The organism is Streptomyces sp. NPDC001848 (genome assembly GCF_042891915.1).
In the GTDB taxonomy this organism is placed as follows: Bacteria; Actinomycetota; Actinomycetes; order Streptomycetales; family Streptomycetaceae; genus Streptomyces.
Genome location: NZ_JBIATP010000004.1, coordinates 391,697 through 418,349 on the forward strand (window position 1 = coordinate 391,697; position 26,653 = coordinate 418,349).

The 26,653-nt window shown below is 69.9% G+C and carries 23 protein-coding genes and 3 pseudogenes; 11 read left to right on the forward strand and 15 right to left on the reverse strand.

What is annotated here, in order from left to right; all coding sequences use genetic code 11:
* The first annotated feature begins 113 nt into the window (after nucleotides 1-113).
* Entirely contained in the window at nucleotides 114-1,241 is a 1,128-nt protein-coding gene (locus ACFYZJ_RS10775) for a hypothetical protein (RefSeq protein ID WP_388565354.1), read from the forward strand.
* Between the two features lie 50 nt (nucleotides 1,242-1,291).
* Nucleotides 1,292-1,690: a hypothetical protein gene (locus tag ACFYZJ_RS10780; RefSeq protein ID WP_388565356.1), complete on the forward strand. Its 399-nt coding sequence runs from the start codon at nucleotides 1,292-1,294 to the stop codon at nucleotides 1,688-1,690.
* A gap of 110 nt (nucleotides 1,691-1,800) precedes the next feature.
* Here ACFYZJ_RS10780 and ACFYZJ_RS10785 read toward each other — a convergent pair.
* The 5 genes and pseudogenes from ACFYZJ_RS10785 to ACFYZJ_RS10805 all read right to left on the reverse strand — a co-directional run.
* Nucleotides 1,801-2,208, reverse strand: a pseudogene (locus ACFYZJ_RS10785) (fumarylacetoacetate hydrolase family protein); the annotation flags it as partial.
* 379 nt (nucleotides 2,209-2,587) lie between these two features.
* A complete protein-coding gene (locus ACFYZJ_RS10790; RefSeq protein ID WP_388565358.1) occupies nucleotides 2,588-3,463 on the reverse strand; it encodes an alpha/beta fold hydrolase in 876 nt (291 codons plus the stop codon).
* Entirely contained in the window at nucleotides 3,460-4,332 is an 873-nt protein-coding gene (locus ACFYZJ_RS10795; RefSeq protein ID WP_388565361.1) for an alpha/beta fold hydrolase, read from the reverse strand. The genes ACFYZJ_RS10790 and ACFYZJ_RS10795 overlap by 4 nt, the downstream gene beginning before the upstream one ends.
* A 36-nt stretch (nucleotides 4,333-4,368) precedes the next feature.
* Nucleotides 4,369-5,094: an alpha/beta fold hydrolase gene (locus ACFYZJ_RS10800; RefSeq protein ID WP_388565364.1), complete on the reverse strand. Its 726-nt coding sequence runs from the start codon at nucleotides 5,092-5,094 to the stop codon at nucleotides 4,369-4,371.
* Nucleotides 5,095-5,586: 492 nt separating this feature from the next.
* Entirely contained in the window at nucleotides 5,587-6,297 is a 711-nt protein-coding gene (locus ACFYZJ_RS10805) for an AraC family transcriptional regulator (RefSeq protein WP_388565367.1), read from the reverse strand.
* 360 nt (nucleotides 6,298-6,657) lie between these two features.
* On the opposite strand from ACFYZJ_RS10805, the gene ACFYZJ_RS10810 reads away from it, so the two are divergent.
* Both ACFYZJ_RS10810 and ACFYZJ_RS10815 read left to right on the forward strand, forming a co-directional pair.
* Nucleotides 6,658-7,119 carry a PP2C family protein-serine/threonine phosphatase gene (locus ACFYZJ_RS10810; RefSeq protein WP_388565370.1) on the forward strand — a complete coding sequence of 154 codons (462 nt, stop codon included), beginning with the start codon at nucleotides 6,658-6,660 and terminating at the stop codon, nucleotides 7,117-7,119.
* 95 nt (nucleotides 7,120-7,214) lie between these two features.
* Nucleotides 7,215-7,712 carry an MgtC/SapB family protein gene (locus ACFYZJ_RS10815; protein WP_388565372.1) on the forward strand — a complete coding sequence of 166 codons (498 nt, stop codon included), beginning with the start codon at nucleotides 7,215-7,217 and terminating at the stop codon, nucleotides 7,710-7,712.
* A gap of 223 nt (nucleotides 7,713-7,935) precedes the next feature.
* On the opposite strand, the gene ACFYZJ_RS10820 is transcribed toward ACFYZJ_RS10815, so the two are convergent.
* Nucleotides 7,936-8,220, reverse strand: a complete 285-nt coding sequence (locus ACFYZJ_RS10820; RefSeq protein ID WP_388565375.1) for a DUF2855 family protein — start codon at nucleotides 8,218-8,220, stop codon at nucleotides 7,936-7,938.
* On the opposite strand from ACFYZJ_RS10820, the gene ACFYZJ_RS10825 reads away from it, so the two are divergent.
* The 3 genes from ACFYZJ_RS10825 (at nucleotide 8,200) to ACFYZJ_RS10835 (ending at nucleotide 10,615) form a co-directional block, all read left to right on the forward strand.
* Nucleotides 8,200-8,442, forward strand: a complete 243-nt coding sequence (locus ACFYZJ_RS10825) for an acyl-CoA dehydrogenase family protein (RefSeq protein ID WP_388565377.1) — start codon at nucleotides 8,200-8,202, stop codon at nucleotides 8,440-8,442. The two genes, ACFYZJ_RS10820 and ACFYZJ_RS10825, sit on opposite strands and share 21 nt — an antisense overlap.
* A gap of 465 nt (nucleotides 8,443-8,907) precedes the next feature.
* Nucleotides 8,908-10,041, forward strand: coding sequence for a site-2 protease family protein (locus ACFYZJ_RS10830; RefSeq protein WP_388565380.1), 1,134 nt, complete (start codon nucleotides 8,908-8,910; stop codon nucleotides 10,039-10,041).
* Nucleotides 10,042-10,114: 73 nt separating this feature from the next.
* Nucleotides 10,115-10,615 (forward strand): DUF6328 family protein, encoded by a 501-nt coding sequence (locus tag ACFYZJ_RS10835; protein ID WP_388565382.1) that lies wholly within the window; start codon nucleotides 10,115-10,117, stop codon nucleotides 10,613-10,615.
* Between the two features lie 99 nt (nucleotides 10,616-10,714).
* Here the strand turns inward: ACFYZJ_RS10835 and ACFYZJ_RS10840 are convergent, their stop codons facing one another.
* The 4 genes from ACFYZJ_RS10840 to ACFYZJ_RS10855 all read right to left on the reverse strand — a co-directional run bounded on the left by ACFYZJ_RS10840 (nucleotide 10,715) and on the right by ACFYZJ_RS10855 (nucleotide 16,723).
* Nucleotides 10,715-11,599 carry a universal stress protein gene (locus ACFYZJ_RS10840; RefSeq protein WP_388565385.1) on the reverse strand — a complete coding sequence of 295 codons (885 nt, stop codon included), beginning with the start codon at nucleotides 11,597-11,599 and terminating at the stop codon, nucleotides 10,715-10,717.
* Between the two features lie 200 nt (nucleotides 11,600-11,799).
* Nucleotides 11,800-12,474 carry a CBS domain-containing protein gene (locus tag ACFYZJ_RS10845; RefSeq protein ID WP_388565388.1) on the reverse strand — a complete coding sequence of 225 codons (675 nt, stop codon included), beginning with the start codon at nucleotides 12,472-12,474 and terminating at the stop codon, nucleotides 11,800-11,802.
* A 310-nt stretch (nucleotides 12,475-12,784) separates the two neighbouring features.
* On the reverse strand, nucleotides 12,785-15,511 hold the full coding sequence (mgtA, locus tag ACFYZJ_RS10850; protein WP_388565391.1) for a magnesium-translocating P-type ATPase: 2,727 nt from the start codon (nucleotides 15,509-15,511) through the stop codon (nucleotides 12,785-12,787).
* Nucleotides 15,512-15,712: 201 nt separating this feature from the next.
* Entirely contained in the window at nucleotides 15,713-16,723 is a 1,011-nt protein-coding gene (locus tag ACFYZJ_RS10855) for a diacylglycerol/lipid kinase family protein (RefSeq protein WP_388565394.1), read from the reverse strand.
* Nucleotides 16,724-17,813: 1,090 nt separating this feature from the next.
* On the opposite strand from ACFYZJ_RS10855, the gene ACFYZJ_RS10860 reads away from it, so the two are divergent.
* On the forward strand, nucleotides 17,814-18,239 hold the full coding sequence (locus ACFYZJ_RS10860) for a hypothetical protein (protein ID WP_388565396.1): 426 nt from the start codon (nucleotides 17,814-17,816) through the stop codon (nucleotides 18,237-18,239).
* A 1,486-nt stretch (nucleotides 18,240-19,725) separates the two neighbouring features.
* Entirely contained in the window at nucleotides 19,726-20,232 is a 507-nt protein-coding gene (locus ACFYZJ_RS10865; protein WP_388565592.1) for a cytochrome c oxidase assembly protein, read from the forward strand.
* Here the strand turns inward: ACFYZJ_RS10865 and ACFYZJ_RS10870 are convergent.
* Nucleotides 20,133-20,546 (reverse strand): annotated as a pseudogene (locus ACFYZJ_RS10870) (polysaccharide deacetylase family protein); the annotation flags it as partial. The gene ACFYZJ_RS10865 and the pseudogene ACFYZJ_RS10870 overlap by 100 nt on opposite strands.
* A gap of 442 nt (nucleotides 20,547-20,988) precedes the next feature.
* On the opposite strand from ACFYZJ_RS10870, the gene ACFYZJ_RS10875 reads away from it, so the two are divergent.
* Complete coding sequence (locus tag ACFYZJ_RS10875) at nucleotides 20,989-22,161, forward strand: alkaline phosphatase family protein (protein ID WP_388565399.1); 1,173 nt, start codon at nucleotides 20,989-20,991, stop codon at nucleotides 22,159-22,161.
* Nucleotides 22,162-22,231: 70 nt separating this feature from the next.
* On the opposite strand, the pseudogene ACFYZJ_RS10880 reads toward ACFYZJ_RS10875, so the two are convergent.
* The 3 genes and pseudogenes from ACFYZJ_RS10880 to ACFYZJ_RS10890 form a co-directional block, all read right to left on the reverse strand.
* A pseudogene (locus ACFYZJ_RS10880) lies at nucleotides 22,232-22,357 on the reverse strand (IS5/IS1182 family transposase); the annotation flags it as partial.
* Entirely contained in the window at nucleotides 22,348-23,385 is a 1,038-nt protein-coding gene (locus ACFYZJ_RS10885) for a hypothetical protein (protein ID WP_388565402.1), read from the reverse strand. The gene ACFYZJ_RS10885 and the pseudogene ACFYZJ_RS10880, both read right to left, overlap by 10 nt.
* Nucleotides 23,386-23,414: 29 nt before the next feature.
* Nucleotides 23,415-24,290 (reverse strand): patatin-like phospholipase family protein, encoded by an 876-nt coding sequence (locus ACFYZJ_RS10890; protein ID WP_388565405.1) that lies wholly within the window; start codon nucleotides 24,288-24,290, stop codon nucleotides 23,415-23,417.
* A gap of 294 nt (nucleotides 24,291-24,584) precedes the next feature.
* Between ACFYZJ_RS10890 and ACFYZJ_RS10895 the strand changes: the two genes are divergently transcribed.
* Nucleotides 24,585-25,511, forward strand: coding sequence for a YihY/virulence factor BrkB family protein (locus ACFYZJ_RS10895; protein ID WP_388565408.1), 927 nt, complete (start codon nucleotides 24,585-24,587; stop codon nucleotides 25,509-25,511).
* Between the two features lie 85 nt (nucleotides 25,512-25,596).
* Here the strand turns inward: ACFYZJ_RS10895 and ACFYZJ_RS10900 are convergent, their stop codons facing one another.
* Nucleotides 25,597-26,541 (reverse strand): PfkB family carbohydrate kinase, encoded by a 945-nt coding sequence (locus ACFYZJ_RS10900; protein WP_388565411.1) that lies wholly within the window; start codon nucleotides 26,539-26,541, stop codon nucleotides 25,597-25,599.
* Nucleotides 26,542-26,653: the final 112 nt, after the last annotated feature.

The window sequence follows — 26,653 nt, forward strand, 5'->3', positions numbered from 1 at the left end:
GCCCAGTACGCGTCGTCGTAGGCGCAAGCGCTGCAACGTGCGCCCGAGAGCTCATCGCCGCAGCCGATCGGCTGGCGTCCGCCCTGCGACAGGTCTCCGCCACAGCTACGGCGTTGGCCGGGCAGCAGTGGCGCGGCGCAACGGCTGAGCGTTTCCGCGAGGAACACGCACACTTGTCAGGGATCGCAGATCGCCTCAGCTCCGCAGTGGAACGCATCGGACGCGGTGCGCAGTCGGTCATCGACCGGATCGACAGCGAAGACGCTGCCGGAGCAGCCGCCGCAAGCGGCTTCGAGTCAACACTGCCTACGGCGCCGGAAACAAGTGCCAAGTCATCCTCCGAGCCGTTGCCCCTGGCGCCGTTGCCAGGGATGGGGCCAAGCGGGCTCGGCGGCAAGAGCTTCTCTCCTGCTGCCTACGTGCAGCGGGGCGGAGTTCCGATGGCCCCCTACGCCGAGCCGACCGTCCACCCACCGGCCGATGGGGCGCCCTTATCCAAATTCGGGAAACCGCTGACGGTCAAGACGATCGGTAAGCGCCTTGTGTACATCGACGCGAACGGTGTGCCACATCCCTTGGCGAATTCACCCGACAACGCTGCTTCCCAGGCAGCACTCGACTTCATGAACAAGAAGCTGGAGCGGGAAGGCACGGCCTACAACAGTGTGACCCAAAGCGGCTCGCAGTACCTATTACAGGACGATACCGATCCGCTGGTCCCCAAGGGCCTCATCAATGGAAAGGTAACGGGCACGACCGCCGACATGATGAAGGTCACTTGGGAGCGGGGCAGGATCGTGAGCGTGGAAACGGTCGACGCGACCACCACCACCGGCGACAATCTCGATTCCATCGCGACCACAATCAACAACAAACTGCCATCTGGGCGAAAATGTCAGACCGAGAACGTGGTGTTCGTGGCCAACAGCGAGGAACAAGCAGAAAAAGTGGCGGCCAAATTTGCGACGAACCCCAACGTGCGGGTGATCCATCCGGAATCCGGGTTCGACTCCGGGGAGTTCGGAAATGCTCCCACTGCACAGCCGTTCGGCCCACCGTCCAGGGACCAGGCCGCAGCCCGGGCCCGCGCCCAGGCCGAGCTTGCGGCAGAGTTCGAGGCGGCGATGGAGGCCGAGGAACGATCCGGTGGGCTTCCCGGAGCCGAGGCGGGGGCAGAGGCAGAGGCGGAAGCCGAGGCGTTCGCCTTGGCTGAAGCCGAAGCGATGGCGGCGGAGGAGTAGAATCCGGGTCCGCCGCAGATATCTCTTTCAAAGACGGGAGAACAGAATTCATGAGCAGGTTTGCGGAAGTCATTGTCCTGGCGCGGGACGCAGAGGAAGTGATGGAACCGCTGACCCGCCCCGACCCGCAGCGGGAGTGGCATCAATGCTTTACACCCGTCGACGACTCGGTGTTCGCCGGAACCCGCACGGGGTCGCCTGAGTGCTACGCCTGGGTGATCCAATTCCAGCGACACAACTGGCGGAACCTCCTCCCTCATCTGGAGTCGCTCCCCTGGCCCGCTCCGCACTCCGTACAGATCCTCGTGCACGACGAGGAAGATGATTGCTTCGGGCTGTGGATGATCTACGACGGCCGCTTGATCGAGGTACCTCTTCCCCGGACCGAGCGAAAAATATTTCCCGACGTGAGCGTGACGGGGGTCCTGTCGAGGACCGACCGTTCCTGACCTCGTTTCCCAGCAGTCGCCCCTCGGGAAGTCACCCGAGCGCCCTCTGTGTTCGACGGCCGACAGAGGCGGTCCAGCAAGGGAAGACAAGGGATGGCCGGCCTCGCTCGTCAACTTCCCCTTGTGGGCGGTGGATCGCCGATGCCCTCGATGGAACTGACCAGTTCGTCGCCGGCGGCCAGCCAGCGTTGCGGCGTGCGGCCGAGGCCGACGCCGGACGGCGTGCCGGTGAAGATGACGTCTCCCGGCAGCAGCGGCAGTACGCCGGACAGCTTGGCGATGAGGGCGGGGACGGAGAAGATCAGGTGCCGGGTGCGGCCGCGCTGCATCTCTTCGCCGTTGACAGCGCAGGTCAGCTCCAGGTCGTCGGGGTCGTCGAACTCGTCCGGGGTCACCAGCCAGGGACCGGTGGGAGCGAAGCCCGGGTAGGACTTGCCGAGGCTGAACTGGGGAGCCGGGCCGTCCATCTGGAGGATGCGCTCGGAGAGGTCCTGGCCGACAGTGAGGCCCGCGGCCGCCCACGGCGACCGGTCGGCAACCCTGTGCCCGAGGTCCTGGGGCGTGTCGCTGGCCGCTCTCCGTCAGGACCGACCGCGGGCGGATCTGATTGGTGCGGGACCGCCGACCGGGCAGGGGCCCGTCCGGCCCGTGCCAGGATCCCGAAAGCACGACGGTGGGCCGCGGGACGGAGGCACGCGTGTGGTCGGACCCGTCCGGTTGACCGCCGTCGGTCGGGCGGCGTCCCGGCCGGAACGCCGCTGCGCCGTCGTGTGACCGCGAGCCGCGGCCACACGGGGAACGCTGAATACGAGGCGCCCGGGCACTTGACTGCCCACGCCCGGAGTGTGGTCTCGGTGCGCCCACCCTGCGGGGCCGCGCCCGCCGGGCCGACTGCCGTCAGCCCTCCCAGCCCGTCAGGAAAACGAGGAGTTCCGCGTTGACGACGTCGGGGCGTTCCTCCTGGCAGAGGTGTCCGCACTGGGGAATGGGCACGTCGCGGACGTCGCGGGCCATTCCCTTCCAGACGTCCAGGACGTCGTAGGCCTGCCCGACGGCGCTGAAGTCCTCCCCCCACATGGTGAGCACCGGGCAGTCGATGAGCTGGTCGGCGTCCTCCTGGTCCTGGGCCACGTCCTCGGCCGCCGCGCGGTAGTCCATGCAGGAACCGCGTACGGCCCCGGGCTGCTGGTAGGCGTGCACATAGACCGCGATCTCCTCCGCTGTGAGCATCTCCGGGTCGTACGACCAGCTGCGGTAGAAGTGGGTCAGCCAGATCTCCTCACGGCCCGCGATCAGGGCCTCGGGGAGGTCGGGGACGCCGAGGAAGGTGAAAAACCAGTAGCCCTGCCGGGCCAGGCTCACGTCATAGGTGTCGGCGATGATCCGGGTGGGGATGTTGTCCATGGCCACGAACCGGTCGATCCGGTCACGGTGGTCCTTGGCGAACCGGGTGCCGACGCGTGCGCCGCGGTCGTGGCCGATCAGGGCGGTCCGCTGATGGCCGAGGTGATTCATCAGCGCCAGGAGGTCGTTGGCCATGGTCCGCTTGTCGTAGCCGGAAGCGGGCTTCTCCGTGTCGCCGTAACCGCGCAGATCCGGTGCGATAACGGTGAACCGCTCGGCCAGCACCGGAATCTGCTTACGCCAGCCGTACCAGGTCTCCGGGAATCCGTGCAGCAGGTAGACCGGCGGCCCTTGCCCGGCGCTGACCCAGTGCTGTCTGATTCCGTTGAGCTGGGCGGTGTGGTGGGTGATGCCTGCCCGTTTTGTCATGACTGACCATCGCCTTCGTCATGAATGAGGACTGCGCGGGCGGCGCGCTGGATCAGCTCGGTGACCGGACCTGGGTCGCTCACGGCGACCGCGTGTGGTGCGCGTACCGAGACGGTGTGGGCGCCGGCCCGGGCCGCCATCCACCGCTCGGCGGCCGGCGGGATGTTGCGGTCCTCGGTGGCCACCAGGTACCAGCTGGGGATCTTCTTCCACGCCGCCGCGGTGGCAGGCTCCTTCAGCGCCGCCAGGGTGATCGGTCGCTGGCCGGCGGCCATGGCCTGCGCGGTGGTGACGGGCACACCGGCCGCGAACTGCTGCCGAAAGAGCGGCTGCTGGATGACCAGTTCCTCCCCGTGACCGCCGCCCGGCAGAGGGTAGTACTGGGTGGAGGTGGCCTGTGCCAGCGTGCTCCCGGGGAACTTGTCCGTGAGCGCGAGGGCGCTCTCCCCGACGTCGGGGACGAAGGCTGCGATGTAGACGAGCGCCTTGACCTGGCCGGTCTCGGCGGCGGCGTGACTGATGACCGCCCCGCCGTAGGAGTGACCGACGAGCACCACCGGTCCCGTGACGCTGTCCAGGACGCTGCGGATGTAGGCGGCGTCGCTCGCCAGTCCGCGCAGAGGCAGCGCGGGCGCCAGGACGCGGTGGCCCTGCCGCAGCAGGCGCTCGATCACGCCCTTCCAACTGGAGGCGTCGGCGAACGCGCCGTGGATCAGGACGATGGTGGGCCTGCCCCTGTGTCGGCCCGGCGCGGCCGGACCGCCGGTCGTCGTCGCCGGCATCGAGAACGCGCTGCCGGCGCTCGCTAGCGCCGCGGCGCCCGCCAGGAGGGACACGGTCACGGTACGACGTGACAGAGGTGTGTTCATCACTCGCTTCCTGCTCGGTGGTGAGGTGATCCGGCGTCAGCGGGAGGTGGCCCGGACGGCTTCCTCGATCAGCTCGACCACGCGCTCGGGGTGGGCGAGCATCACCAGGTGCGAGGAGTCGACCTCGACGGTGGTCATGCCGGCGCGCTGGTAGCCGTAGCGCTCCACGTCGGGGTTGATGGTGTGGTCGGAGGATGCGACCAGACCCCAGGACGGCTTGGTCTTCCACGCCGCTGCCGGGGCCGCCTCGCTGAACGCCTGTGCGGCCAGTGGACGCTGGGAGACGGACAGGACGGAGGCGAGGTGTGGGTCGACGTCGGCGGCGAAGATGGACGGGAACTTGTCCGGCTCGACCGACACATCGGTACCCGCCGTGGCCGAGCCCTCGATCGGGAAGGGGGTGTAGACGAGCGCCTTGGCCAGGTCGGAGTCCGGGAAGCGGCCCTGCAGCTCGCCCAGGCTCTCGCCCACCTCCAGCGCGTAACCGGCCAGGTAGACCAGCGCCTTGACGTTGTCCTCCGTGCCGGCGACGGTGATGACGGCGCCGCCGTAGGAGTGGCCCACCAGGACGACCGGGCCGGGGATCTGCCGGACGATCGATGCGACGTAAGCGCTGTCCCCGATCAGGCTGCGGTTGGGTACGGCCGGAGCCACCACGTCCAGACCGCGGGCGATCAGTTCGGGAATGACGCTGGCGTAGCTGGAGGCGTCGGCGAAGGCGCCGTGGACCAGTACGACGGTCGTCTTGTTGGAAGGAGACATCAGGAACTCCGTTGTAGGTGTGGTTCCAGCCGACTGATGCGGGAGGCGCCGGCCGTGCAGAGGTGTTTCCGGCCCCGGTCGGGAACGTTTCCGGGTGGTCGCCACCGGTTCGGCGGAGACCCGGCCGGGACGCCGCTGCGTCGGGTGACCGCGGGTCGCGGCCACACGGGGAACGCTACGTACGGGATGCCAGGGTGCTTTGACTGTCCGCGCACGCAGGGTGGTCTCGGCGTGCCCGCGCCCGGCGGGACAGCGGCGGACGACAGTGAGGGGGGTCGCGCGTCCACGCGTCTGGGCACTTTCCCCGTCGGCATCACCGGGCAATGCCTCACCCCCAGTGGGGTGCCGTCACATGGGCGCCTCAGCACCGGGTGCTCGTCCGTTGCCGAACGCAACTGCGCGACGAGATCGTCGCGGTGGTTTCCGCGGAATAACCGCTGGCCACCCGGTGCGTGTTCCCGTCGAGATGCTCGTCGGCAGGACTCTCGTCACTTACGGTCCCGACAGGGTTCTGAGGCCGAGGTTCGAACGTTGATGGCGCGCGTAGGCCTTGACCCGGGTGAGCAGGGTGTCGTCCATGGCCCACCTGACGGTGGCGGTCTCTTCGCCGTGAGCGGCCGAGAGGAGCAGCGCGCGCACGAGGTCCGTGGTGGCACTCGCGAGAGCCGGCGTGCCGGGATCACCTTCGAGAAGGCCCGGATCGCGCCACAGGCCGCGCAGATGTTGGAGAACCAGGTCGTGGAGCGGGCTGGCGCGCAGTCGATGGGACGCCTTCACCACCACGTCCACCGGCACGCCGAGGCGGTGCAAATCGATCATGATGGACTGGGAGGCTCCGTCGCCGGACCAGCCGTACAGGCAAGGTGACAGCTCGTGGAAAACGCAGATGTCGTCCAGCCCCAGCAACCGTCGCCGGCCCGCCACTTCGGCGCGGTGGACACCCTCGGTCTGGAGCGAGACGGCGATTATGGGACGGCTTCGGTGATGGCGTACGTGCCGTTCCGTCCGCCGCACCTCGAAGCCCGAATTGCGGGTGGCGAAGAGGTCGAGGTCCCCCACCCGCCACAGTTCCATGCGCGCGTGGACACCAGTCTCGGGCTCCTCGTGGAAGATGTCATTGGGCACCATCGAATCCGTCAGCGCGTGACGAAACGCCTCCACCCGCTCGCGCGGCGCAACCGTCCCCATATCGAGCAACAGCACACAGACCCCTATCAGCAACCCCCACCAGGTCGATGTTCTGCATCATGGGCAGCGCGCCCACTCTCGCCCCCTCTGTACCGGCTGACGTGGCGCTCTGAGAACAAAACTGTGCGCCGGGAGGCAATTCGCCAAGCGACCAGGCGCCCACGAACGGGCGCGCCGGAACCGACAACGCCCGGCCTGACGGCCATCAGCATCACGCGCAGCGCGGCTGGGGTTGCCGTCCGAGGCGGATCGTTACGGCTGGGCCGGTGCGTTGATCCACTGCGGCACCTGCCCACGGGGAAGGAAGTTCTGCCATGGCCGATGGGCCGATCCTGGTGCTCGAGGCAACCCGCTGGCAGGGCGCGGCTGTGACCGATGTGCTGCGCCGTCCTCGCCCACCTCGACCGGGCCCTCGCCGCGATCACTGACCAGCCCGTCACCACGGCATGCCTCGCCCGCATCGAACCCGCCCGGCGGGGCGCCTGGGCACTGCGCTGGAGCACCGCAGGCCACCCACCACCCCTGCTGCTCGCCCCCGACCGCAGGGCTCGCTACCTGCATGCCGACCCCGACCTGCCCCTCGGGGTCGACACCGCGCAGCCCCGCAACGACCACACCCATCCCTTGCCCGCCGGTGCCTCCGTCGTCTTCTTCACCGACGGGCTCATCGAACACCCGGCACACCCCATCGAGACCGGACTGGAGCGCCTGGCCGCTCTGGTCACCGAACATGCCGCCCTGCCCCTGCAGGACCTCGTCCAAGAGCTGGCCGACCACCACCCCAGCGATGGCCACGACGACATGGCCGTTCTCGCTGTCCGTATTTCGTGTGCCTGACAAGCATGAGGAAACGGCCGCTCCCAACCCGCCGACGCACTCGGCTCGCGCGCGGCGCTGGCCGGGTTCCCGGTGCCGACGCGTTTGAATACCGCATGATGTCTGACCTGCCTGCCCTCCGCCATGTGCTGGTGGCCTTCGCGTTGACCTATGTGCTCGGCTTCGAGCGCAACCTGCGCGGATCACCGGCCGGCGATCGGACCTTCTCGCTCATCGGAGTCGGGGCGGCTTTGGTGGCGGCCCTGGCGTTGCGGGGCGCGCCCAACGCGCTGGCCGGTGTGATCACGGGTGTCGGGTTCATCGGGGCCGCGCTCACCTTCCGCCCGACCGAGAGGAGCGGAGAAGTCGTCCACGGTGTCACCACTGCCGCAGCGGTCTTCGCAGCGGCAGCCATCGGAGCTGCCGCGGGCCAGGGCAGGATCGCGCTGGCCGCCCTTGGTACCGTCCTGGCGCTGCTGGCCCTGGAGATCCGGCATCTGCCGGTCCTCCGACTGCTTGACGGCCGACGGTGGGCGCATCGATTCAAGGACGACGATGTCATGGTCACCCGGTCTTCCGGGCAGCGTGCGGACCGGACGGATCCGGCTCGCTGAGCCAGGCAGGCGGGTGTGGGGCCACCTGGTTCGTCGTTGGCGTTGGACCCGAGGCTGACAACAGGATTCCGGGAAAGCCGCAGCGGGACGGCGCCTTGCCTCAGGGCCACGGGATCGCACGCACCCGGTACATGTGGATCGAAGCCGGAAAGGGGGCATGTCAGTAGCCGCCGCGGCTCTTTCCAGCGTTCACCAGGACCTGGCCTGGGCCGGGCTCGGGTAACTAGGAGGTGATGACGTGACCGGTCCGCGGCGAGGTCCGCCCCGACTGGACCTCGCGCCAGACCCGTTCGAGGCTCTGGGGGCCCTTGCTGTGCACGATGTCGACCCACCCCTCGGTTACGGGCAGGAACTCCTTCCATGCCTCGGCGAAACGGTGGTCCAGCCCTTCCCGCCCCCAGTCGCCGATGCGCTTGCGCATCTGGTCGGGGGCGAAGAACATGCCCGGCCCCGTCTCTGCAAGGGTGCCGGCGGGCGTGGGTTCCTGGTGGGTGATGCCGACGACCACCTGGAGGATTGCGGGGGCGGCGAGGCGCGCGACTACCGGTACAACACCGTGCTGGCGGAGGAGCTGGCCAAGGTGAATGCGGCACTCTCCTCCTGCCTGGGCATCCACACCGACATCGTCGCCCCGTACCTGGTCGATCCGACAACCGAGTGGCAGAAGCGCCGCCGGCTGCCCGGCTTCTGCTTGCACCGTTGCCCCCTCTCCTTTCCCCTTCTTGTTTAGGAAGGCGAACGGTTCCCTCCCACCGGCGGGTGACCACCCCCCCGGGGCCGCACCGCGGGACGTGGGCGAGCGAACCGTCCGGCGCGCAGACCCCTACAGCGCAGGCTGGGTCGCCTCCGACGAGAAGCCCGTCGCGGCAGTGACCGACAGTGCCACTGCGGACGCGGTGACGGCGACAACAACATGAACCAGCTCTAGGGGCACCGCCACACGCACTGGATCACGCCGCCGCAGCCTGCGCCCGCGTCTGCGTCGCTCCCGATCCGCTGACGCCCTCGGCTCGAGCGCGGCGATGGCCGTGTTTCGGGTGGCCGCACGGTTGCCCGCCCCTATACGCCCACAGGGGGTACTCGGTGCAAAAGGGCGGCGAGCGGCTCGGGGAACAGGTCGTCTGTGCAGGAAACGGAGCCGCGCGATCCGAGGATGTCGCTCCTGCCCTTTCAGGTTCGAGCAGGGAGAGACGCCGTGCGGGCGACCATTAGGCTGGGGCGGATCGCTGGGGTCCGGATCGGGGTCCACTGGAGCGTGCTGCTCATCTTCGGCATCATCGCGTTCGGCCTCGCGACGGGCCGTCTTCCCCAGGCATATCCGGGCCATACCCCGGTGGTGTACTGGTTGGCGGGCCTCGGGGCTGCCGTGGTCTTCTTCGCCTCTCTCCTCGCCCACGAACTGGCGCACGCTGTGGTGGCGCGGCGCAACGGGGTGGCCGTGGACGACATCGTGCTCTGGCTGCTCGGCGGAGTGGCCCGGCTGAAGTCGGAGGCTTCGAACCCCGCGGCAGAACTGCGGATCGCGGGTGTCGGCCCACTGGTCAGTCTCCTGCTGGGCGGGCTCTTCCTGCTGGGCGCCTGGCTGCTCGACCTGGTGTCCGCGCCCAGGCTTCTGGTCGAGGTCGTGACCTGGCTTGCCGGCATCAACCTGCTGCTCGCCGTCTTCAACGCCCTTCCCGCCGCTCCACTCGACGGCGGGCGGCTGTTGCGCGCCTTTCTGTGGTGGCGTACAGGAGACCGGCTTCGGGCGACTGCCGGGGCCGCCGCGGCGGGACGCGTCCTTGGCTGGCTGCTCGTCGCGCTGGGGCTTGTGGTGTTCATGAGGGGCGGCGGGTTCGGTGGGCTCTGGCTGGCCCTGATCGGCTGGTTCCTCATCGCGGCCGCAACCGCCGAGGGACGGCAGGCGCAATTGCGTGCTGTACTGGCCGGCGTCCCCGTGCGAGACGCCATGACGCGGGATCCGCTCACCGTGCCGGCAGCCCTGACGGTCGCGGACCTGCTGGGCGACCCGCGGTACCGGTACCGGCACTCGGCGTTCCCGGTGCGCGGTGTGGACGGGGCACCGGTCGGGCTGGTGACGCTGGACAGCGCCAGGCAGGTGCCGTTCGAGAAGAACGGGACGGTGACGGTGGGCGAGGTAATGGTGCCGCTGTCGCGGGCCTCCGTAGCGGGCCCGGAGGACTCTTTGGCGGATCTGCTGCCCCGCATGGAGCCCGGCGCCGAGCACCGCGTCCTGGTGATGGACGAGAGCAGACTCGTCGGCATCCTGTCGCTGTCGGACATCAGCCGTACGGTGACCTGGCTGATGAACCCCGCATCGAGGCGGTGAGAAATCGGCTCCGATCGCCACCGGGCGTTTCTCCGCCACGTGCGTGAGGGGGACAAAGCGGATACTCGTTGATATGGCCGACGGACCAGCCCACCAGGGACGGCACGAGACACCCCTGGAGCGTGCCGACCGCAACTTCGCCGAGGTGCTGCAGGAGCTAAGGGTCACCCAGACCGGGGTGCAGATCCTCTTCGCGTTCCTGCTGACGCTGGCGTTCGCCCCGCGCTTCCCGATGCTGGACACAGTGCAGCGCGCCACGTACGTGACGACGCTCCTGCTCGCGGTGCTGGCCGCGGCCCTGTTCACGGCGCCCGCCGCGCTGCACAGGGCTCTGTTCCATCAGCATGCCAAACCCGTCATCGTGCGCGTCTCCTCGCGCCTGGCCAGGATCGGGACGTGGGTGCTCATGCTGGCGTTCACCGGGTCGGTGCTCCTGGTGGTGGACGTGTCACTCGGCCGGATGGCAGGGATCGCGGCCGGTGCGGGGACCCTGCTGGTGTGCGTCGGGCTGTGGCGGATCCTGCCTTGGGTGGTGCGGCGCGTGATCGTCGCACCACGGAAGGGACGACGATGAACGCAGGCCCAGGGAGCTGCCTGCGGGGCACGTCCGCGCCGGGACATGGACTGCCGTTTCGTGTCCGGCATGAGGAGCTTCTTTCGGGTGCGTCGGAGACTACTGGCCGGGCGCATGCGGGACGGTGATGACCGGGCAGCGTGCGTGGTGCAGGACGCCCTGGCTGACGGAGCCCAGCAGCATGCCGGTGAAGCCGCCGTGCCCGCGTGTGCCCACGACCAGGCCGAGAGCGTGCTCTGCCGCCTTGGTGAGGACCTGTACCGGGTGGCCGTGCACGACCTCGTGGTGCAGATCCACCTCCGGATGGGCGGCGCCACGCCCGGCAACCGTTTCCGACAGCACCCGACGGCACTCCTGGACGGCCGCGTCCTCGTTCAGGACTCCAAGATGCGGAGGGTGCCACACGTACAGGGCACGCAGGACCGCGCCGCGCAGGGCGGCCTCCTCGAAGGCGAGGTCGACGGCGGCCGCGGAATGAGGGCTGCCATCGACCCCGACCACGAAGTACGGCGGCTGCTGGGTGATGTGCTCCGGCTCCGGTACGACCACCACAGGGCAGGGTGCGTGGGCGATGAGCGGCAGGCTGACGGCGGCCGAGGTGAAGAGCTCCTGGAGAGCCCTCAGATGCCAGGATCCGACCACTACCTCCTTGGCGTCCTGTGCCTGTTCACACAGCACCCACGCCGGGTGTCCCTCCGCCAGCAGCCCGGACACCTGCACTCCGGGATGTCGGGACTCGACGGAGGCCACCGCATCCTTCACCAGGCGATCCCCCGTCGCATGCAGCGCCTCGTTCCACTCCTCCCAGGACGGGCGCCCGCCCGTCGGCCGGTACCCGGGGGTCGGCAGGTTCTGCGCGAGAACCAGCAGCAGCGGCAGGCGGCGCCGGTCTGCCGCGTCGGCAGCCCAGGCGAGCGCCATGCGTCTGCCAGGATCGGGGTCGAGGCCGACCACCATCGGGGTTCGTCCTTCCGTACGTGTCATCGCCGACTCCCCAGCTGTTCCACATTGTTCTGCGACAGACCTGTCGGCCGGGTGCGAGACCAGTAGCACCGGCCATGGCGGCCGGTGTTCTCTCGTCCGGAGCGATGGTGCATCCACACGCCTTCGCGGGCTCGTCGTGCGCCAGTGCCGCTTCCCCGGGTGGCGCCGCCCCTGCCTGCTCCGTCCCAGCCTTGGATGCCTCACGGGGCGGTGCGGTGGCCTTCGGGGTCGTCGTTCCGGTATGTGATGTGCTCGGCGACCGAGACCACGCCGTCCACGTTTCGGCACAGCCGCTCGATGACGGGGATCAGGCTCTTGGACTCGACGGGTCCGCGGAGGGTGACCTGACCCTCGCGTACCTCGACCGTCACCTCTGTGGGAGCGAGGTGCATCGTCTGTTGCAGCACGTCGTGGGTGATCTCGTCGCGGATGGCGTCGTCACGGCGCAGGAAGATGCGCAGCAGGTCCCCGCGGCTGATGATGCCCTGGAGCTTGTCCGTCTCGTCCACCACGGGCAGCCGCTTGACGTTGTGGACCGCCATCAGGCGGGCCGCCTCGACTACGTTCCACTCCGGGCGCGCGCACACTGCGGGAGCAGACATCAGTTCCTCGGCCCTGGCCCCCTCGGCTTTGGCCCGCTCCCAGGCCTCCAAGTGCGGAATGGGTGTCCGGCCGGACGGGTCGGCCTGGTCCGCGGCCTTGCGTAACAGGTCGGCCTCGGACACCACACCCATCGGGCGGTCCAGCTCGTCCACCACGGGCACGGCGGTCACATCGTTCTCCGCCAGGAGCTTGACGATCTCCTTGAACGGCATGTCACGCCGCGCCCGGACGACCTCCCAGGTCATGAGCTCTCCGACCGTTCGGTGATGCATGTCCGCGCTCCCTTTCCAAGGCATGACAGCCGGTCGCGGTCACGTGCCCACGGTGCCAGGCGTCTGTCGCCCACAGGTGAGCCGCTCAGAGCCCCTTGTCCACAGCCACATTGTCAGGCAATGGCCGCGACCACGCGATCTCACCTCGGTGGATCAACCGCGCCGCCGTGCCGGCACTCGACATCCAGACCTGACCGCCGAGGCGCCGCCGGCCGTCTGCGCACCGCACCCGCGTCCTTGCGCTGTAGAAAACACGACCGCCCGGAGCAATGCTGAGTCGCATCGCGGGCGGGTGCACGATTCCGGCGGATCACGCAGACGGGGTCCGAGGAGTGGGCGAGTGGAGTGACGCGGTGGTGGCCGTCGGGTGTGGACCGTTCGCCGGCGGACGGCGGGGGGCTTGCGGGTGCGGCAGCCGGGTGACGGTGCTGAACCGGGCTGCGCGGCGACGCAGGTGCCGGTGACCGACGGCCGGTCGGGGCCGAGCCGGGGCACGCGCGGTCCGGTAGAAGATCCGCTTGCCGAGCTCGACGAGGAGGAGGTAGACGACGACCATGGCACCCACTGCGGCGAAGAAGGCGGTCGGCAGCAGCTGGAAGCCGAGGACGGGGGCCAGTGGGGTGGCGGGCAGGGCGGCGCCGAGGGCGACGACCCCCAGGGCGGTCAGCGCCAGGAGCAGGCTGGGGTGGCTGCGCCAGAAGGGGATGCGGCGGGTGCGGATGGCGAAGATCACGAGGGTCTGTGTGGCGAGGGACTCCACGAACCATCCGGTGTGGAACTGGGCCGCGTCGGCGTGGAAGACCCCCAGCATCACCGCGAAGGTCACGAAGTCGAACAGCGAGCTGATCGGCCCGAAGCACATCATGAAGCGCCGGATGAAGGCGATGTCCCAGTGCGCCGGGCGGCGTACCTGCTCCTCGTCCACCTCGTCGGTGGGGATGGCGAGCTGACTGGTGTCGTACAGAAGGTTGTTCAGCAGGATCTGTGAGGGCAGCATCGGCAGGAACGGCAGGAACAGCGAGGCGCCGGCGGCGCTGAACATGTTGCCGAAGTTGCTCGAGGTGCCCATCAGCACGTACTTGATGGTGTTGGCGAAGATCCGCCGCCCCTCGGCGACCCCGTCTGCGAGGACCCCGAGGTCCTTCTCCAGGAGGATCACGTCGGCCGCGTCCTTGGCCACGTCCGTCGCCGAGTCCACCGAGATGCCCACGTCGGCGGCGTGCAGCGCGAGGGCGTCGTTGACCCCGTCGCCGAGGAAGGCCACATCGCCGCCGGTCCGCCGCTGCAGGCGCACGATGCGGGCCTTGTGCTCGGGACTGACCCGGGCGAAGACGGTGGTGTGCCCGATCGCGGTGGTGAGCCGCTCGTCGTCCATGGCGTCGAGCCCGGAACCGGTCAGTACAGCGGCGTCGGTCAGCCCCAGGTCATGGCAGACCTTGGCGGCCACCGCGGGGTTGTCTCCGGTGACGATCTTCACGGTGATGCCGAGCGCGTCCAGCCGCTTCAGTGCTTCGGCCGCGTCGGGTTTGGGCGGGTCGAGGAAAACCAGCAGACCGGCCAGGTGCAGGTTGTGTTCGTCGGCGGCGGTGAGTGCGGTGGCTGGGTGGGCAGGCCTGGTTGCCACCGCGACGACGCGGTTTCCGGCGGCGAACTCGGCGTCCAGCGCCTCGCGGACCGGCTCGGGCACCTCCGGGCAGCGTTCCAGTACCGTCTCCGGGGCGCCCTTGGTGATGAGCACGGTGGCACAGGTGGGGTCGGTGACGGTGACGGAGATCATCCGCCGCTCATGGTCGAAGGGCAGGACGCCGGTCCGCCTCCAACCGCTCAGCGCCGAGCGCTGGGCGGCGGCGGCCGGGGAGTCCCAGAGGGCGTCGTCGAGCGGGTTGCCGCCCACGGGCCGGCCCTGGTCGTCCACGTCCGATTCGGTGCACAGCAGTCCCCAGTGCAGCACTTCCTCTGCCGAAGTGCCGGCGACGGGTACGGCCCGCATGAAGTCGATGCGGCCCTGGGTAAGGGTTCCGGTCTTGTCGGTGAACAGTACATCGACGTCGCCGAGGTCCTCGATGCACACCAGCCGCTTGACCAGGACCTTGCGTCGGCTCATCCGCCGGGAGCCGGCGGCGAGGCTGGTGGAAACGACTGCGGGGAGCAGTTGCGGGGTGATGCCGACCGCGATGGCCAGGGAGAACAGCAGGGCGTCGATCATCGGCTTGTGCAGGGCGACGTTGATGATGAAGATCGACGTGGTCAGTGCCCCGGCGACGTACACCAGCAGCATCGAGAACCGGCGCAGCCCCACCTGGAACTCGGTCTCCAGCTGGTGGCCGCTCAGCCCGGCGGCGATCTTCCCGAACTCGGTCTCGGCGCCGGTAGCGACCACGACACCGCGGCCACTTCCGGAGTGGACCACGGTGCCCATCAGAGCGCATCCGCTCAGGTCGGCCAGCGATGTGCCGGCCGGGACCGGGGCGGTGTTCTTCTCGACCGGCAACGACTCACCGGTCAGCACCGACTCGCTGCACTCCAGCCCGGCTGCCTGAAGCAGCCGTAGATCGGCGGGCACGATGTCGCCGAGCCGCAGCTCGACCACATCGCCCGGAACCAGACCGGTGACCTCCACCTCTTGGGGCCGCCCATCGCGCAGCACGACCGCACGGTGACGGATCTTCGCGTGCAGCGACTGGGCAGTCTTCTCGGCCCGGTACTCGTTGACGAATCCGAGTCCGACGGAGAGCGCCACGATCACCCCAATGATCGCTGCGTCGCTGCGCTCCCCGACGAAGTAAGACACCACGGCTGCGGCCAGCAGCAGACCGAGCAGCGGCGACCGCACCTGATGCCACAGCACGAGCCACGCCCGGGCCCGGTGGGAGTGGACGGCGTTCGGTCCCCAGCGCTTGAGCCGTCGTGCTGCCTCCTCCGACGACAGGCCACCCTCCGTCATGTGGAGATCACGGAGCACCTGTGCGGTGGGCAGGGCGGCCGCCGAGGCAACACACCCCCCGGCCCGCGGCCGGGCCCGGACAGTGGTCACCATCAGCGACCACCACCTGGGCGTCTGCCCTCCCACACAGAGGAACGCGTCGGCACAGGGCCGGACGGATGTCTGGCTGTGCTGAACCTACGGTGGGATGGGCGCGCACGCGGATCGTTTGGCAATCGCCTCATAGTCCCACCTTCTGCCCTCCTCCACTCATGCCCCAATGGGTCATTCGGGCCCGTTTTCGTGGCCTGCTGCTCACCGTGCGGCGTGCTTCGGCCAGTCGGTGTGACGGCCATGGGGCCGCCCGACCAGTGAGGCCGCCCGCTGGACGACGGCCCATCCCGGCGGCCGCCCGGCGTGCCGGGCGCCCGGTCGATGGCGGGGCACCCGTACCCGCAGCGTGCCGGGACTGATCCGGCATCGCACGGGAGTCGGTAGGGTGACGGCTTCGCCGTCCAGCCCGACGGGGACGACCGGGGCATCGGCGTGGATGACAACGTCGTCAGGTGTGGCGAGACGGGTCAGCCCGTGCGTCGGCCCGCTTCGCCGCCTGGCGGCCGTTTCGGCGGGCGTTTCCGCCCTGGCGGCCAGTACTCCCAGGAGCCCGGAGTCGAGCTGCGCACGCCTGCCGAGCCCGGCCGGGTCATCGACCTGGTAAGGGTTGTTACTCACCAGCACGGCGTCCGGCCGGTCCACCGTGAGCAGCCCGGCGCATACCACCAGCTCCGGCCCTTGGTGGCGGGCAAGGAATTCAGGGAGGATCCGCAGCATCGTGCCGATCTTGTCCTCGCGGTAGGCCGGGTCCTGCACCAGGGCGGCATAGGCTCCGAACGACACGTTGTTGACGAACGCCCGCTCACCTGCGAAGCCGAGATCCACCCGCAGCTCGACGCCGTCTGTGAGGGCCTGCAGCGCGGCCGGAGGGTCCTCACGGTCCAGGCCGAGGTCCATCGCGAAGTGATTACGGGTACCCGTCGGAACGACCATGAAAGGAACACCGCTCTCCGCGGCCACCGCGGCGACAAGTGCCTGAGTGCCGTCTCCGCCGGCCACTCCCAGCAGATCCGCACCGTCATTCACCGCGCGTCGAGCCACAGCGGCGAGGTCCTGAGGCCGGGAACGATCGATCAGGAAAACCTGAGCCCCCAGGGCACGGGCTCGGTCCGCGATCCGGAACCGGCTCGCCTTCCCCCTTCCCGAATGGGCATTCACGATCAGATAAGGCCACCGCGCAGCGGCCACTGGTCCCGACGCCTGCTCGGTCACGGCGCGAGCCGACAGGCCGCGTTCATCAGCCGGCGCACATCGTCGGCGTCGGGAGAACTGATGTGTCCACACCGGCAGCTGGCGGCGCCGTCCACCACAGGCCCGGCCGGGCGATCGCACCCGCGGCCACCGCATCCATGGCATTTCCTCCGACAGTTACGGCCTACGGCACCAGCTTGCGGCTCGGCCTGAGCATCCGCACCCGGGACCGCACACGGTCGACCCACCACTGCGGTTAAGGTCCACCGCGCCCTGACATTCACGCGGCACCGGCTCCCAGGGCGCGTCCGGTGGGTGGCGTGGGCGCAAAGCCCTGTCATATGGCGGTCGGTCGATATCTGCGTGTACCGGCGGCGGACGGCGGCGAGAAGCGCGCGTGCGCCGACGTCCGCCGGTTGCGGCGGCGCCGTGGCGGAGCGTGTGTCGAGGTCCTTCTGCGCCCGGCATCGAACCCACGATGGCTCCCGCGGAAGTGCCCAGGATGACATCCGCGGTAGACGTATCCCAGCCGTGATCGTCCTCCAGGGCGCACAGCGCGCCGATCATCCACGCTGCCTCAGGCTCCCGCCGGCCCCGAACACCAGACCCCTGCGCCCGCTTGAAGAGCACGAGGCCCACAGTCTTCCCAGTCTTCACAGCCTGTCGGTCGTGGCCTCATCTCCAGTTGCAACCTCTCACACATCCGGCGTCGAACCCCACGGCCACTCGGCCTGCGTCTTGCTCGATGCCGCCGTGGGAGCAAGAGCTGCTCGTCGTGGGCACTCGAGGCCGCGCCTTGTTGACTGCCACGCCTCGTCCCGAGGTGCCGGTGGAGCCCGAGAGCATGACCACCCTCGGCTCGACGTGGAGCTGCGCGGCGGTCTGCGCCGACTGGAGGGCGAGGGGCTCTCCCAGGCCGGGGATCCAGCCGCATAACCCCGTGTCCGACATCCGGGTCAGGGCACGGGGGGAGCCGATGCCGGGCTTGGTGGTGACCGCTTGGGCCAGTGGCGGTAGCGAATGCAACTTCCATCACCTGAATAGCGGGCTCCTGAAGTGTGTGTTCGACTTAGTGAGAGCCCCTTTTGTAGGCAATCGGGGAGGCAGGATCATGACGGAGACGACGGACCGCATCACCCAGCTGACGGATTGGGCGAAGCACGCACAAGAGCAGGTGCAGAATGCCATCGCCAAGAACCGGGAGCAGTTGTCGGCTGCTGTCGAGGAGGCTCAGCGGGAGGCGGAACAGCGGGCAGAGCAGCTGCGCCGTGAGACAGCCGAGCAGAAGGCCGCTGCTGCTGCGTCACTGGAAGAGGCAAGCAACAAGTGGCAGGAGCATGTAGCGACGGTCAAGAGCCGTTTCCAGGAGCGCAAGGCTGAGCTTGATGTGAAGCGCGCCCAGCACAACGCGGACGATGCGGAGTACTACGCGTCGTTCGCGATCGACTACGCCGCCGCCGCGATTCTGGAGGCGGAATCCGCTGCTCTCGAAGCGTTGCTGGCCCGTTCGGAGGCCGACGCCCTGGCCAACAGGTAGAAACAAGGTCGGCGGGACGCTTTGGCGACGGCCCGAACGTAGAACCGTGGATGCGACAAGCAGGGAACACGTCGGTCAGCACGTCGCAGACCCGGCTGTCATGCGCCCCGTGACCAGGTCGGTGCGGTGGGCTGTCAGCAGCGGCAGGTCGGCGGTGGGGCTCGCTGATGGCGAGGTGCCCCACCGTCGGCGGTCCCGGCGTCGGCAGCGGACCCGAGCGACTGCCCTTCACCTGGGGCAGTGCGACGCGGTGGGCATAGCGCTGAGTCTCGCGGGCGCCCCGGTGTTCTCCCACGAAGCCCGCGTCGAGTACGTGAGGTGACGAACCTACAGATGGGCCGCGTGTCGCCCCGGCTCCGCAATGCAGGGCGTCCGTTGCGTGTCAGCACGCGACGCGGGGTGCGCTTGCTTTGCGAGTGTCCGGTGGGCTTGTTGCAAAGCGCAGGCACTCCACCAGGAGCGGCGCGCCTCTCGACTCGGCCCTGCGCCTTGATGATGTGCTGACGCGGTCAGTGATCAACGGCAGGAGGAGTGCCGGGGGTTACGCCCCTGCCCCGGCCCCTGCCGGGGCAGTCTGCGCTCGTCCGGCCGTCGGTCGAGGCTGCCGGCACTGCGTCTCGGCGGCGGTTCCGTCGCCGCCTGCGCCGTCGCGCGGCGGTGAGGGCCGTTGCCTGAGTCGCCGGAGTCCGTATCGACGCACCAAGAGGGCTTGACGACAAGCCGCTTGTCACGGTCGAGCCGGGTGCGGTGGTTGGGTGCCGTTGTGTTGGTGGGGGCCGCGGTCGGCGTGGCTGTCTGGCGCCGGCAAGAGCTTGTTCAGGCGTTCGGGCTGATCTCCCGGGTGTGCTGGTCCCGGCTGGCAGTGGCCGTGGGGTGCGAGGCGCTTTCGCTGGCGTTCCTCGCCGCTGTGCAGCGTCTGCTGCTGCGGGTGGGTGGGGTGCGGTGGAAGCTGCGGCGGACGATCGCAATCGCTGTAGCCCGCAACGCGGTCGCCGGCACGCTGCCCGGCGGCGCTGCTTCGCCACCGCCTGGGTGTACCGGCAGATGAGCCGCCGGGGTGTGGAACCGGCGCTGGCAGCCACAGTGCTGGCGGTCGCCGGGAGCCTTTCGGCGCTCGGCCTGGCGACCTTGGTCCTGCTGGGGATGTTCCCAGGCGGCAGCGCGCCTCGATCCTCGCACCAGGTCGCAATTCGTCGTCGGTGGCCGTTCATTGGCTATCCGCTGAGTCGGGCCGGTGTCCAGGGCGTGCAGCGGCTCGCTGCCAAGACCGCAACCGGTTGGCGGTAGTTGACGGCGGCGCGCACCGCGGGTGGATGGTCCTTCTCACAATGACCCTGTCTCAAGCGGCCAGCTCAGGACGGCATGCCCTGCCGGCCCGGCGATGTGCACACGCTGCGTGTCGCCGGCGGTGTGCACGATGTTGGTGACCGGTGCCGCGGTGAGCAGGCAATGCACGAGGCGTCCCGTGAGGGGGTCCCACAGCCGCATGCCGGTGCCGTTGCCGGCTGCCAGCAGCCAGGACCCCGAGGGCTGGGGGAGTGCGGTCATCACGGCGGTGTACGGGGCGCACTTCCTGCTGTGGGAGTGCCTGTTCGCGTACGCCATCGCAGGCCCGGATCCCGCTCGGACCCGCCTCGGCGCACGAGCCCGGCTGGTGTGCCTCGGCTGCGCCATCGCCGTCCACGCGGTCATCGCACGGATGATGTACGGCGCGTTCTGGGTCGACATCCGCTCCCCCTTTCCCCAGGTCCAGGGCGGCGTGGAGATCATGTACCACGGCGGCGACATCGCCGAACTCCTGCTGGCAGCCGCCCTGGTGGCGCCCGGAACACCGGCCGCCTCGCGGACATGTGCGTCCATCGCCCCGAACGGCGGCCGGAAGAGCGTCGGCCGGTGGCCGGTGACGGAGGCGATCTGCCGTGCCGCGGTCTCTGTCTCGTGGCCGACTCGGGCCCGGGACAGCAGGGTCAGGTGGGGGTGCGTGGCGGTGTGATCACCGATCGCGTCGCCGTCGCGGTATTCCCTGAGCACGTCCGCGCGGTACTGCAGTGCGTGCGGCCCGATGAGGAAGAACGTGCCGACGACGTGCATGTGTTCGAGAGTGTCGAGGACGGCGTTCGTGTACTGCGTCGGGCCGTCGTCGAGGGTCAGGGCCACGCATCGACTGGTCCGGCAGTCGACCGAGTGCGGATGCGGCGCGGCGGCTGTGGTCGTCGCCACGGTGCCGGGTGTGGACGCGGTGAGCGGGAGTGCGGTGGCGGCGACAGCCACTGCTCTGCGGTGCCGCCGGTGCGACCTGGCAGTCATCGTGGTACCTCGCCGGACACGGCCGCGCGCGTGCAGGCGGCCTGACTCCTTCCGATCGATCGCACGGTCCTGCGCGCGTCGACGAACGACCGGAAACGTGAGGAGAGGTGCAAGCGGTGCCCGCGGCCCCGGGGGGAGCGACCGACTGAAGGGGATGAAGACGACGCCGTCAGGGGCGGCGACAAGACCCGCCCGATCCCTCCGACTCTTTCCGATCAGCGCTGCCTGTAGGCCGACCGGCAAGATCAAGCTCGGCGACGAGGTGCAGGCCGGAGCTGCACGGAATCCGGCGGCAGGGCACCGGGTTTTCCGCGAATTGTCGTGACTCTGTCATTGCCCGGTCTTGCCGCGAGGTTCACCTCCCGTTCTCCCGGGGCGCCTCACCGTGGTTCGCCGACCTTGCCAGGCTGCCGCCCGGCCTTGAGACACAGGAGAAACAGACATGGGCAGAAGAGCAGCCGTAAGTCGGAAGATCGCTCTGGGAGCGGCCGCAACCGTGGCGGCGGCGAGCAGCGTCGTCGCCGGATCGGCCTCCGCGACACCGGCACAGCCGAAGACTTCCGAGGGCGCCCCGGCGCACATCTTCTACATCATGATGGAGAACCACGGGTTCTCCCAGATCATCGGCAACACCGCCGATGCTCCGTACATCAACCATCTGGCCGCCCGGTACAACGTGGCGAAGAACTTCCACGGGGTCACCCATCCCAGCCTGCCCAACTACCTGTCCATGTTCTCCGGCTCGTTCCAGGGCATCTGGGACGACTGCAAGGCGGGGGCGGACGTCACCTGCGCGCCGGAGGAATTCGTGCCGGGTTCGGGTGACTCGACCGACACCGCGTCGCTGACGCCTTCGCAGGTGGCCGGCGCGAGCAAGACGCCGCACATGTTCTCCGGCAAGAACCTCGTCGACCAGTTGGAGGCGAAGGGGCGGTCCTGGAAGGCGTACATGCAGTCGATGCCGCAGGCCGGCTTCGAGGGTGAGTACGCACCGACGGTCAACGGCACGACCGTGAAGCTGTACGCGCAGAAGCACAACCCGTTCATGTACTTTTCGGACGTCAACTCGCCGGGTAACCCCAGGCTCCAGCGGGTCGTCCCGTTCGAGAAGAACTTCGACGCCGACCTGGCCGCAGGCACCGTCCCCGCCTTCAGCTGGATCAGCCCCGACCAGTGCCACGACATGCACGGCGTGTCGCCGAGCAGTGCGGACCGGATCGGCCTCCCCGCCTGCGGCACCCCCGCTTCCGGCCTGGACCACGGTGCGATCAAGTTGGGTGACCAGTTCCTCAAGGACACGGTCTCCAAGATCATGAGCTCCAGGACGTGGCAGACGTCCAACTCGAGCATCGTCATCGCCTGGGACGAGAACGACTACTCCGGCTACTCCGGCGGGCCGGGCAGCCCGGTGGGAGCGGGTTCCGCGGTGCTCGGTGGCGGAGACGCCCCCCTGCTCGTGATCAACTCCCAGGCAGGTCCGCACAAGGTGTCCGACGTGCCGGCCGACCACTACACGGTTCTGGCGACGATCGAGCGGTTGTGGCACCTCGGCTGCCTGGAGAACACCTGCTCGCCCCGGACCTCCGGCTCGCTGGAGAACCTCTTCACCAACTGAGGCTCCGTCTCTCCCTGCGCCCCGACCGGGGCGCAGGGCATGTCCAGGACGATGCGAGTCGTCGGCCTCGTAGGACCACGCGCGAGACGTCGATGAGGCCGGCGTCATCGAGTCGGTGCAGCACCGCCTCGTGCAGTCGGCCCCACACCCCGGCCCGCGACCGGATCAGGAACCGGCGGTGCGCGGTCACGCGTGCGTCGCGTCCGGGGTGGCGTGGTCGGCGATCCAGCGGTCGACGCGGGCCCACTGGCTGAGCAGCCACTCGCTGCGGGCGTCGTCGCCCGACGGGACACGGCCGGCGGGTATGCGCCACCAGTGCGCCCGCACGGCGTCACGCAGCGGCAGCCTGGTCCAGGCGGTGCGCGCCGAGTGGACGACGTCGAGGCCGGTGTGGGCGACGAAGACCACGTCGGCCGCAGGCGCGGCGGCGATCGCGGCGAGGGCGCCGGCGTCCAGCGGCGGCAGCACATGGTGCATGCGTTCCGCGCGGGACGCCCGGCGCGGCAGCCCCCGGCGGCGCAGCGAGGCGATCGCGCGTCGGCGGCGGCGCGGCGTGAAGTTGCCGCCCTCCGGGAAGATCACGAGTGCGTCGCCCGGGCCCAGCCCCGCCGCCAGATCCCCGATCGCGTCCTCGGCCCGCCCGTCGAGGGGCGGGAGGAAGCAGTGGGGGACCCGCCCGATGAGGACGTCGAGTGCGGGGTCGGCACGCAGGGTGCGCTTCAGGACGGTGTGGGGACGCAGCCCGGCGTCGCTGAGCAGTGTCTGGAGCAGCAGGAACGAGTCGCCGACCCCGGCGTGCCGTACGAACACCAGGACCGGCGCCGCCGTGTGTCCGTGCGCGACCGGAAGCGGGGGCGTCACTTCCACCCGAAGGCGGAAGACTCGCTCGCTCGCCCGCCGTAGCAGCCGCAGCACTCTCTCCAGCACGGTGAACGCGTCAGCGGCGTCCGCGGCGCGCCGCTCCGCGCGGTCCCGCCAGGTGGGCACGCGTCGCGCCCACAGGCCGGCGGCGGTCACCAGCCCGGCCAGGTCCACCAGGAGATACAGGAGGGCGAACCCGGTGATCCGCACCGGCCGCCACGCGCCGCGTGTGGCGAGCGAGACCGGCGCGCAGAGCACGCCCGCGGAGACGAGGAGCGCGGCCACCCCGGGGACGAGGGCGAGCAGCAGCGCGATGGTGGTCGTACGGCGCAACCCGGTGACCACCGGGCCGGCCAGCCGCACCGGAAGTCCTCGATGCGCACCCGCACCGGTCATGGCGCGCCGTCGGGTGCGCTGAGAACGGTATCGAGGTACCGGGAGGAGGCCGCGTAGGCACGCTCGATGCGCTCGGCGGTCCGGCCGAAGGTGCGGTACCGCAGCTGTCGCAGGCTGGCCGTGCCCTCCCCGGGATCGGAGCCCGACGGCAACACGCGGACCGTGACGCCGGGCGGCAGGTCCGCCATGTCGCGGGCGAACCGGTGCCGACGGGCGATCTCGAACGCCACCAGCGCCACCTGCCAGGGCGCGCGTGGCGGGGAGAGGGCTCGCTCGATGCGGCCGACCTGCAGGACGTAGACCTCGGTCGCGCCGAGGGCCACCGCGCGGCCTACGGGGATGCTGTTGACCAGGCCGCCGTCGAGGAAGTGCTCGCCGTCCAGCTGGACGGGCGGCAGCAGCCCGGGCACCGCGCACGAGGCGAGCACGGCGTCCACCAGCGACCCGGCGGCGAACCAGTGCTCGGCGGCCCGTTCGATGTTCGCGGCGACGCACTGGAACGGCAGGACCAGGTCCTCGATGCGAGTCACCGAAAGGTGCGAGGAGAGCAGGTCGCGCAGCGGCGCCGGATGGTACAGGTGGGTGCCGCTGCGCACGGCGGTGCTCAGCCGCCCGAGCAGCGATCCGGAGAACACGCCGGCCCGTCCCAGACCGGTCCACAGGTCCGCGAGCCGGGCCACCGACGCCCGTGACGGGTCGGCCGCGACGGCGGCGCCGTTGATCGCGCCGACGGAGGTGCCGACGACGAGGTCCGGGTGCACGGCGGCGGCGAACAGCGCCTTGAGCATGCCGACCTCGTAGGCGCCGAGTGCACCGCCGCCGCCCAGGACGAAGGCGCGGGTCGGTGGACGGGTGGGCCGACTGTCCTCCATGGTCGAAGGGTGCCCCGGCACGGCGCCGCCAACCGCTGCAGGCTCCCTCACGGACCGCGACGGCGGCCGTGAGCACCCGGCGGCTCCGGCACGGTAAGCGATGCCCGCCGGGGCCGGCCGGTGTGCGTGCCGCGGTGCCGCATGCCGAGGAAGGCCGAGGAGCGGGGTCGGCGTGGCGGCGACCCCCGGCAGGACGCGCTTCGTCCAGGTCACCCGAAAGGCGACACATCACTGAGGGCAGGGCGGGTAAACGGGCTGCGCACGCCTCATCACGGGTCGGGAAGGACGGGGTCCATGAGCAGGTCGGACGAGACCGCCGTCCCGGAGACCGCCGGACGCGCGCGCGTGGACGCGGTGCGCGGGGGCCGCCGCGGGAAAGCTCCGTGGTGGGCCGCGTTACGCCGGACGCCTGTGGCCATCTGGAACGACGACGTGACGGACTGGGCGGCCGCTCTGACCTACTACGCGGTCCTGGCGCTGTTCCCCGTACTGCTGGTGCTCCTGTCGGTGCTGGGGCTCACCATGCCCACGGCGAAGCCCGAAGTGATCGACCGGGTCACCCGGGTGGTCCCCGCCGAATCCAGGAGCCTGGTGCGCGGTGCCCTGCTGCAGATGGCCGACCAGTCCTCCGCGGCCTGGCTGGTCCTCTTCTTCGGCGCGGCGGGAGCCCTGTGGTCGGCCTCCAGCTATCTGAGCGTCTTTCGCCGGGCCCTGCACGCCATGCACCACGTCAGCGCGCACCGGCCGGTGTGGCGGACCGCCCCGCGCATCGTCATCACGGCAGTGGTGCTGATCACCCTGTTGCTGAGCACTACGCTCTCGCTGTTGCTGAGCGGCAGTCTGGCGCGCCGTCTGGGCCGGGCACTCGACATGGGCACGGTCCCCGAGGCCGCATGGGACGCGTTGCGCTGGCCGGTGCTGGCGGCGGTGGCCGTCGCCCTGGTCCTGGTGCTCTACCGCTCCGGCCCCGCACCCTCGCGTCCGCTGCGCAGAATGGCTCCGGGGGGCGGCCTGGCGATCGTGCTGTTGCTCTCGGCCTCCTTCGGTTTCACTGTCTACGCCTCCCACGCGAGCACGTACCACCGCCTGTACGGCTCCCTGGCAGGGGTGGTGGTCTTCCTCGTCTGGCTGTGGCTGTCCAACCTCGCCCTCCTCGCAGGTGCCCAGTTCAACGTCGAACTGGCCAAGCAGGCCGACCGCGCGGCCGTGCGCAACCCCTGAAGGGAGTGTCCGGCGGGGCGGCGCTCGCCTCGGCGGGATCGGCGTGCATGGTCTGCGAGACCGTCATGCTCGCTGGTGCGACGGGCTACGGCTGCCATTCCGCGGCGGGTGCGCCGGTGCGGTCGAGCGGTGCCCGGACAGGTGTCTCGGGGGCCGCGGGCCTGAGTGACGCGGTAGGCCGGCCGTGGCCGAAGGCGGCCTCGACGAAGCACTGGTCGTGGGCCGACTGCGCGCCGTGCCGCAGGGCGCGTTCCACAGCGGGACGGGACGGCGGTGCGCTGCGGGACCAGCCGTCCCGCAGCAGGGACACCGCGAAACCGGCGAGGAACGCGTCGCCGCAGCCCATGGTGTCGGCCATGGACCGCGCGTCCGCCGCGAACGCCGGCGCCGTCACCGCGCTTCGGCCGTCGTACACGGTGGCCCCCGCCAGGCCGCGCGTGGCCAGGACCATGCGTGCCCCGCGCGCCACCACGTCCTCCAGCAACCGCTGGGTGGCGGCCTCGTCCAGGCCCGAGCAGGACAGCAGGGCCAGGTCCAGATGCGGGCAGACGCGGTCGAGGTAGGCGGGGGTGCGGAACTCGTCGTCGTCGGAGAGGTCGAAGCTGACCAGCGGGCCGGCCCCGGCGAGCTTGGGCAGTTCGCTCTCGGTGTGCGAGTACACGCTGGAGTGCACGAGCGAGAACGACGCCGCGTACGCCAGCAGGGCCTCGTCCAGGACCAGCGGTTCCCGTACGGTGACGCCCCCGCCGTTGTAGCCGAGGAACACCCGGTCGCCGCCTTGGACATGGAGGGTGGAGACGCCGGACTCGCCGTGGCGTACCACGCTGCTCTCCACCGCGACGCCTTCGGCCGCGACCGCCGTACGGAGGAAGGTGCCAAGGTCGTCATCTCCGAATACCCCCAGATAGGCGGTGTCGAGACCGAGACGGCGGGCGTAGACGGCGACGTTGACGCAGTTGCCGCCCGGGTAGTCGATGCCGCGGTCCACGAAACGGTCCACGACGTTGTCGCCGAAACCGAGGATGTTCATCAAGTCTCCAGAAGCGTGGGCGCCGCGCGGGTGCGCGGCGCCCGCTCGGGGGGGCGTGGCGGGGGCCCGGCCCCCGCCCCGGGGGGGGGGGGGGCCGCGGGGGGGGCGCGGG